Genomic DNA, 6028 nt, shown 5'->3' with positions numbered 1-6028 from the left:
AGCGCGCGGAGCTGCGGGTCGGATTCACCGCGCGGCGTGCGGTCATCCTGGCCGCGGTGATGTGCGTGCTGACCTTGACGCTGGCCGGGCCGGTTCGCACCTTTTTTGCCCAGCACGCGGAGATGAAGCAGCAATCCCAGCTGGAAGCCGTGCTGCACGGCCAGATCGCCGACCTGCAGCAACAGAAGACCAACATGGATGATCCGGCGCACATCCGGGCCCAGGCCAGGGAGCGGCTCGGCTTCGTCATGCCCGGCGAGATTCCCTATCAGGTGCAACTGCCCGCCACCGCGGAGGTGCCGGGCGAGCCGGGCGCCGAACCAGACATGATCGGCCCCAGCGACGAGCCCTGGTACACCTCGCTATGGCACACCATCGCCGACGTTCCGCATCCCCCGCCCGCCCCGGCCGCGCCGCCCCCTGGGCCGCCCGGGCTCCCGGGGCCTCCCGTTCCGGTTGTGCCCGGTGGTTGACCCGGCTGACCTGGCAGCGGTGGGCCGGCAACTGGGCCGAGAGCCCCGCGGCGTTCTCGAGATCTCCTACCGGTGCCCCAATGGGGAGCCGGCCGTGGTCAAGACGGCGCCGAAACTGCCTGACGGAACACCGTTTCCGACGCTGTACTACCTGACCCATCCGGTGCTGACGGCCGCGGCGAGTCGGCTGGAGTCTTCGGGGCTGATGGCGGATATGACCGACCGGTTGCAGCGCGACCCGGACCTGGCCGCGGCCTACCGAGCCGCCCACGAATCCTTTCTGGCGGAGCGGGATGCGATCGAACCGCTGGGTACGACGTTCTCCGGTGGCGGCATGCCCGATCGGGTGAAATGCCTGCACGTGGTGATCGCGCACGCACTGGCCAAGGGGCGCGGAGTCAACCCGTTCGGCGACGAGGCGTTGGCGATACTGGCCGCCGAGCCCGCGATGGCCGGGATCCTGGTACCGGAGGAGTGGTTGTGACGCGCACGGACAGGATCGCCGGAATCGACTGCGGCACCAACTCGATTCGGTTGGTGATCGCCGAACCGCTCGATGGCCGGCTGCGTGATGTTCACCGCGAGATGCGGATCGTCCGGCTGGGGCAGGGGGTTGATGCGACCGGCCGGTTCGCGCCCGAGGCGCTGGAACGTACCCGTGCCGCGCTGGTCGATTACGCCGAACTGCTGGTGACGCACGGTGTTTCGCGGGTGCGCATGGTGGCGACCTCGGCCACCCGCGACGCGGCCAACCGTGACGAATTCTTCACCATGACGGCTCAGGTGCTCGGCATCGCGGTCCCCGGCGCTGTTGCCGAGGTCATCACCGGCCAACAGGAAGCCGAGCTGTCCTTCCGCGGTGCGGTAGGCGAATTGGACGGTGCCGATGGGCCTTTCGTGGTGGTCGATCTCGGTGGCGGATCGACCGAAGTGGTCCTCGGCGACCCGGAGCGCGGGGTGTCGGCTGCCTACTCGGCCGACATCGGCTGCGTCCGGTTGACCGAACGTTGCCTGCACTCCGACCCGCCCACCGCCGAGGAGATCGCCGCCGCCCGCGGCGTCGCCCGCGAGTTGCTGGGCGAGGCGTTGCAGGTGGTTCCGGTGCAGCACGCGCGGACCTGGGTAGGGGTGGCCGGCACCATGACGACGCTGTCGGCGCTGGCCCACGGTCTGACCGAGTACGACCCCGGGGTGATTCACCTGTCCCGGGTCGGGTTCGGCGACCTGGTCGCGGTCTGCGACAGGCTGCTCGGCATGTCCCGTGACCAGCGGGCCGCGTTGGGCCCGATGCATCCCGGCCGCGTCGACGTGATCGGCGGCGGGGCGATCGTGGTGCAGGAACTGGCCCGCACGCTGTCTGAGCATGCCGGCATCGATGAGCTGGTGGTCAGCGAGCACGACATCCTCGACGGGATCGCGCTGTCGATCGCTTAGCCCGGGCGTCCTCGACCGCCGTTGCCCCCAAAGCTCAAACCGGTGACGCCGCTCCAACCACCTGGGATTGCAGACGGTTGGAGCGGCGACCTGGCCGCTAGCGCGTGCGCGTTTCAGCCTTCCAAACGACCTTGTCGTGGCCGCCGGCGTCCCGGTAGACGACGCTGTCGGGCGCCGTGCCGTCCTTGACGTCGAAGTAGAGCCGCCCGCTGGTCTGGCTGCCTTGGGCGATCGGCCCGTTGGGCAGGCCGTCGACCTCGTTGCCCTTCATCACCGCGAACGTCGAACTGTTGACGGCACGAGCGTTGAAGTCGGCGATGTTCGGGGTCGGGGTACCGCTCACCGCCTTGGCTGTCACGTCGGAGTACCAGATTCCGTCGTTGTGCCCGCTGGGTTGCAGGTTCTTGACGGTGTAGTCGATGGCTCCGCCCGGACTCTGGATTTCTTCGGTCTCACCGAATCCGACCACCGTCGGATCGGCTATGGCCGGCGCTGCTGCCAGCATTCCTGCCGCCACAAGGCCGGTCGCTGTCACCGCCGTCTTCTTGGCGATCTGGGAAAACATCACGGCAAAACTCCTTCCGCTAGGTCCCCAAGGACATATCCGCGTGGGCGGATTTCAAACCTCGAATCGGTAACCCATGCCTGCTTCGGTCAGCAGATGCTTGGGATTCGACGGATCGTCTTCCAGTTTCCGTCGCAATTGCGCCAGGTAAACGCGCAGGTACTGGGTCTCTTTGGCGTAAGCCGGGCCCCATACCTGGGTGAGTAGCTCATCACGACCGACAAGCTTGCCGCGATTGCGCACCAGCATCTCCAACATGCCCCACTCAGTGGGGGTCAGGTGCACCTCACCACCATTCTTGGTGACTTTCTTGGCGGCCAGATCAACGGTGAACGACGAGGTCTCAACTATCGGCTGGTCTATCTCGGCGGCGGCGGCATTGCGGCGCACCGCGGCCCGCAACCGGGCCAGGAATTCGTCCATCCCGAACGGTTTGGTCACGTAGTCGTCGGCCCCGGCGTCGAGGGCCTCGACCTTGTCGGCGGAGTCGGTGCGGGCCGAGAGCACGATCACCGGCACCGTCAGCCAGCCGCGCAGGCCGGCCAGCACCTCGATGCCGGAGATAACGGGCAACCCCAGGTCGAGAATCACCACGTCCGGGCGCTGCTCGGCGGCGGCTCGCAGCGCGCCGGCGCCGGTCGCCGCGGTGACCACCTCGTAGCCGCGCACCGACAGGTTGATCTTCAGCGCGCGCAGGATCTGCGGTTCGTCATCGACTACCAGGACACGTGTGCTCATCCGCCCTCTCCCGCCGCTGCCGCCAGGTCCACCACCATGGTCAGCCCGCCACCCGGTGTCTCCGTCGCCGAGATGGTGCCGCCCATGGCCTCCACGAAACCCCTCGCCACCGAGAGTCCCAGGCCCACTCCGCTGGTGTTGTCCCGGTCGCCGAGTCGCTGGAACGGATCGAACGCGTGCAGTTCGCCGCCGGGCGGCAGTCCTCGGCCCTCATCGGCGACGTTGATCAATACCCGGTCGCCGACCCGGCCGGCCGTCACCCGCACCACGCTGTCCGACGCGTAGCGCAGCGCGTTGTCGATCACGTTGGCCAGCACCCGTTCCAGCAGGCCGGCATCGGCCATCGCCACGGTCGGACCCACCTCTACCTTCACCTGGTCCAACCGGCCGCGGCCGAAGACGTTGCTGCGCCTGCCGATTCCGATCAGGGCGCGCTGCACCACCTCTTCCAGATAGACCTTGGTCAGCGCGGGCCGGATCACGCCGGCGGCCAGCCGCGATGAATCAAGCAGGTTGCCCACCAGGTCGGTCAGCTGGTCGACCGACTCCTCGACGGTGGCCAGCAGTTCGGCGGTGTCGTCCGGGGAGAAGGCGACGTCGTCGGCGCGCAGACTCGACACCGCCGCCTTGGCCGCCGCCAACGGGGTGCGCAGGTCGTGGCTGACCGCCGACAGCAGCGAACGGCGCAGTTCGTCGGTGCGCATCACCGCGTCGGCCCGGCCGGCTTCGGCGGCCAATTCCTCCTGGCGGACCAGTCCGGCCGCCTGCCGGGCCACCACGGACAGCACCCGCCGGTCGCGGGAGGCCAGCTGCCGGCCGACCATCAGCATCCAGAACTCGTCGTCGCCGACATCGATCGAGGTGTCGGCGGTTTCCACCGAGGTGCAGGGCTGCTCGCCGACGGAGGCGACCACCTCAGGCTTTGCGGTGCGCGCCGGGACACGGACCAGGCTCACGGCACGCTGTGCATAGGTCTCTCGGACCCGTTCCAGCAGGGTGTCCAGGTCCGCTCCGCGCAGCACCGACCCGGCGAACAACGTCATCAGTTCGGCTTCGCGCGAGGCGCGTCCGGCTTCCCGGGCACGCTTGGCTGCGCTGTCGACCAGCACTGCCACCGCGACCGCCACCAGCAGCAACACCACCTCGGTCACGGCGGCGTCGTGTTCGGCGATGGTGAAATCGCGGCGCGGCGCGAGCAGGAAATAGTTCAGCAAGACACCGGACAGCAGGGCCGACAGCACCGCCGGCGCGATTCCGCCGAGCAGGGCCACCAGCAGCACGCCGACGACGAACAACGCGCTCTGGCCGGTGTCGAGGTAGCGGTCCAGCCAGCCCACCACGATCGCGCACATCAGGCACGGCACGACGACAGCCGCCAGCCAGGACACCGCCCGACGCTCCCGCGGGGAGATCGATACCGCCCGGAAATTCGGTTTGGTGTCCTCGTCGGTGACGATGTGCACGTCGATGTCGCCCGACTGCTGGACCACCGCCGCGCCCACACCCTCGTCGAGGATGCGCGCCCAGCGGGAACGCCGCGAACTGCCGATCACCAGCTGGGTGGCGTTGACGTCGCGGGCGAACTCCAGCAGCGCGGCAGGCACGTCGTCGCCGATCACGGTGTGCAGCGACGCGCCCAGGCTGATGGCCAACTGGCGGATCTGGCCTACCCGCGGTGCCGGTGCGCCCGAGTCCCCGTCGCGCAGAACGTGCAGCACCAGCAGCTCGCCGCCGGCTTTCGACGCGATCCGGGAAGCCCGCCGCACCAGCGTCTCGGATTCCGGGCCCCCGGTCACCGCGGCGACGATGCGTTCCCGCGCCTCCCAAGTCTGGGTGATCTTCTTATCGGCGCGGTACTTCGTCAGCGCCGCATCGACCTGCCCGGCCAGCCACAGCAGCGCCAATTCGCGCAACGCGGTGAGGGTTTCGCCCCGGAAATAGTTGGCCAGCGCCGCGTCGACCTTCTCCGGAGGATAGACATTGCCGTGGGAAAGCCTGCGGCGCAACGCTTCCGGGGCCACGTCGATCAGTTCAATCTGAGCGGCCTGGCGCACGATCGCATCGGGAACGGTGTCATGCTCGGTGGTTCCGGTGATCTTGGTGACGACATCGCTGAGGCTCTCCAGCTGCTGGACGTTGACCGTGGAGATCACCGTGATCCCGGCGTCGAGCAATTCCTCGATGTCTTGCCAGCGCTTCGGATTGCGGCTACCTGCGGGGTTGGTGTGTGCGAGATCGTCGACCAGAACCACCTGGGGACGGCGCGCCAGCACCGCGGCGACATCGAGTTCGGCGTTCGGGTCACCTATGGCCTCGATGCCCCGGAGCAGTTCTGCGGTCTTGGAGCGGCCGTGGGTCTCGATGGCAGCGGCGACCACATCGGTGCCGCGCTCGGCGCGGCGGTGGGCTTCTCCGAGCATGGCGTAGGTCTTGCCGACCCCGGGGGAGGCTCCGAGATAGATGCGGAGTTCGCCACGCGGTTCTGCAGGCCGCCCGACCTGCCTCACGACGCTCACCAGACCATCATCCCGGCAACCGCCGTCATCAGCCAGCAGCGACCGGCCGCACCATCACGGTTGGTTTGAACCCGTACCGCGGATCGCTGAAACCGCGACCGCCGCGCGCGGCGGCCGCCCCGGCGGCACCGACCCCGGCCGGCACCGCGGTCATAGACTGTCCTTCCTCGACCGCACCGGGGATCCATTCAGAGGTGATCAGCGGTGCCGCACCGGCTTCGGAGGGCAGCGCTCCCGGCCAACTCGCTGGCACCGAGAGCCCGCCGACCGGTGCTGGCCGGTGTGGCCCAGGCGGCCCCGGT

7 protein-coding genes are annotated in these 6028 nt (G+C 68.7%); 3 read left to right on the top strand and 4 right to left on the bottom strand.

Annotated elements, in window-relative coordinates; all coding sequences use genetic code 11:
- From DQP56_RS22130 to DQP56_RS22120, 3 genes are all read left to right on the top strand, one after another.
- Positions 1–473, top strand: a 473-nt coding sequence (locus DQP56_RS22130) for an FtsB family cell division protein (protein WP_133259003.1), incomplete at its 5' end; no start/stop codon positions are given.
- Positions 466–957 (top strand): DUF501 domain-containing protein, encoded by a 492-nt coding sequence (locus tag DQP56_RS22125; protein WP_112689098.1) that lies wholly within the window; start codon positions 466–468, stop codon positions 955–957. The genes DQP56_RS22130 and DQP56_RS22125, both read left to right, overlap by 8 nt.
- A complete protein-coding gene (locus DQP56_RS22120; protein ID WP_112689096.1) occupies positions 954–1907 on the top strand; it encodes a Ppx/GppA phosphatase family protein in 954 nt (317 codons plus the stop codon). Before DQP56_RS22125 ends, DQP56_RS22120 begins: the two co-directional genes overlap by 4 nt.
- A 97-nt stretch (positions 1908–2004) precedes the next feature.
- Here the strand turns inward: DQP56_RS22120 and DQP56_RS22115 are convergent, their stop codons facing one another.
- The 4 genes from DQP56_RS22115 to DQP56_RS22100 form a co-directional block, all read right to left on the bottom strand.
- Positions 2005–2475 carry an MPT63 family protein gene (locus DQP56_RS22115; protein WP_165825109.1) on the bottom strand — a complete coding sequence of 157 codons (471 nt, stop codon included), beginning with the start codon at positions 2473–2475 and terminating at the stop codon, positions 2005–2007.
- 51 nt (positions 2476–2526) lie between these two features.
- Positions 2527–3210 carry a response regulator gene (locus DQP56_RS22110; RefSeq protein ID WP_112689092.1) on the bottom strand — a complete coding sequence of 228 codons (684 nt, stop codon included), beginning with the start codon at positions 3208–3210 and terminating at the stop codon, positions 2527–2529.
- Complete coding sequence (locus DQP56_RS22105) at positions 3207–5726, bottom strand: ATP-binding protein (protein WP_435673899.1); 2520 nt, start codon at positions 5724–5726, stop codon at positions 3207–3209. The genes DQP56_RS22110 and DQP56_RS22105 overlap by 4 nt, the downstream gene beginning before the upstream one ends.
- 28 nt (positions 5727–5754) lie before the next feature.
- The coding region (locus tag DQP56_RS22100) for a PPE family protein, SVP subgroup (RefSeq protein ID WP_205868956.1) at positions 5755–6028 on the bottom strand (274 nt) is incomplete at its 5' end.

The sequence above is a fragment of the Mycolicibacter senuensis genome (assembly GCF_003284925.1).
GTDB classification, from domain to species: domain Bacteria; phylum Actinomycetota; class Actinomycetes; order Mycobacteriales; family Mycobacteriaceae; genus Mycobacterium; species Mycobacterium algericum_A.
This window is presented reverse-complemented; position numbering and strand designations above follow the sequence as displayed.